Source organism: Methylobacterium sp. WL116 (assembly GCF_008039455.1).
Classification (GTDB): domain Bacteria; phylum Pseudomonadota; class Alphaproteobacteria; order Rhizobiales; family Beijerinckiaceae; genus Methylobacterium.
Genome location: NZ_VRUV01000895.1, coordinates 1 through 1,101 on the forward strand (window position 1 = coordinate 1; position 1,101 = coordinate 1,101).

A 1,101-nucleotide genomic window follows, 5' to 3' on the forward strand; every position below is an offset into this window, starting at 1 on the left:
GCGCCGCACCGGGCGGCGGCCGCCGCCGCCTCGACGCCGGCATGGCCGCCGCCGACGACGAGGACATCGAAGGCTTGTGGAGACGTCTCATGCATCCGCGGGATGTGCCGCCGCGCTGCGGAAAGGTCAATCGCCCGGGATCCGCTGAAGGGGATGGCATCGATCGTGCCCCATCCAGAGGCACGGTGCCGTCGCCTTCGGCAACGAATACTGCATTCGATCAGTCGATCCATCCGGCCCGAGCCTTGCCGCACGATGGTCGACTGCGTTCGGCAGTCGATCATTGCGAATTTGGATGCCGACTCGCGATGAAACCCCTTGCGGGACTCACGATCGCGTGTCATCGACGATCTGTGAACGACTTATGAACGGACAACGGCGTCCGTCCCGGACACCCGGGATTTCGTGACATCGCAGACCTCGCACGTGCGAGGGCGACCAACGAGGATCGAGACGATGCACATCATCACCATCGGCCTGGGTGCGCTCTGTTGCGCCGGCGGGGCCATCGCCCACTTCATCGATCCGAGCCAGCGCAAGGAAGGCGTCTTCGGCCTCGCCGGCTTCGGCTTCCTGCTCACCGGGATGTTCCTGACCCGCTCGTGACACGCGATCGGGTTTTCACGTGAAACATCGGGCGTGTTTCGCGTAAGCCGGTGACAGGGTCGACATCGTCGGCGTCGTCCGTCGACATCGCCTTGGGCGACCAGCCCGTGCGACGCGCGCAGCCTGTTCAGCGCGACAGCATCGAACCGCCCCTCGCTCCGCGCAAGGAAGGGGGAAAGCCGCGCTACTTGCCGATGCAGAAGCCGGAAAACAGGCGATCGAGCACCGCCTCGATCCCGACATGGCCGCCGACCTCGCCGAGCGCGCGGACGGCCAGGCGCAGATCCTCGGCCACCAATTCCGGCATCGCCGCGACGGCGGGCAGCCGGTCGAGATGGGCGACGCAGCGCTCCAGGGCGTCGCGGTGGCGCTCGCGGGTGATGAGCGCATCGCCGCCGCCGCCCATCCGAAGGTCCGGGAGCTGCGCGCCGCCTCGCTGTGGTCGGAGGGGCAGGTCTGGGTCAGCCCGGAGCGCCACGGCACGCTCACCGGCGT

The 1,101-nt window shown here is 67.8% G+C and carries 2 protein-coding genes and 2 pseudogenes; 2 read left to right on the plus strand and 2 right to left on the minus strand.

All coding sequences use genetic code 11. From position 1 onward, the window contains the following. A partial coding sequence (locus FV223_RS28270; protein WP_147729958.1) for a hypothetical protein occupies positions 1-344 on the minus strand: 344 nt, incomplete at its 3' end. Between the two features lie 112 nt (positions 345-456). Here FV223_RS28270 and FV223_RS31000 point away from each other — a divergent pair. Then, a complete protein-coding gene (locus FV223_RS31000) occupies positions 457-606 on the plus strand; it encodes a hypothetical protein (protein ID WP_187274945.1) in 150 nt (49 codons plus the stop codon). 184 nt (positions 607-790) lie between these two features. Here FV223_RS31000 and FV223_RS28275 read toward each other — a convergent pair. Continuing rightward, a pseudogene (locus tag FV223_RS28275) lies at positions 791-1,006 on the minus strand (tRNA uridine-5-carboxymethylaminomethyl(34) synthesis GTPase MnmE); the annotation flags it as partial. Here FV223_RS28275 and FV223_RS32215 point away from each other — a divergent pair. Continuing rightward, positions 998-1,101 (plus strand): annotated as a pseudogene (locus tag FV223_RS32215) (arsenical resistance protein ArsH); the annotation flags it as partial. The pseudogenes FV223_RS28275 and FV223_RS32215 overlap by 9 nt on opposite strands.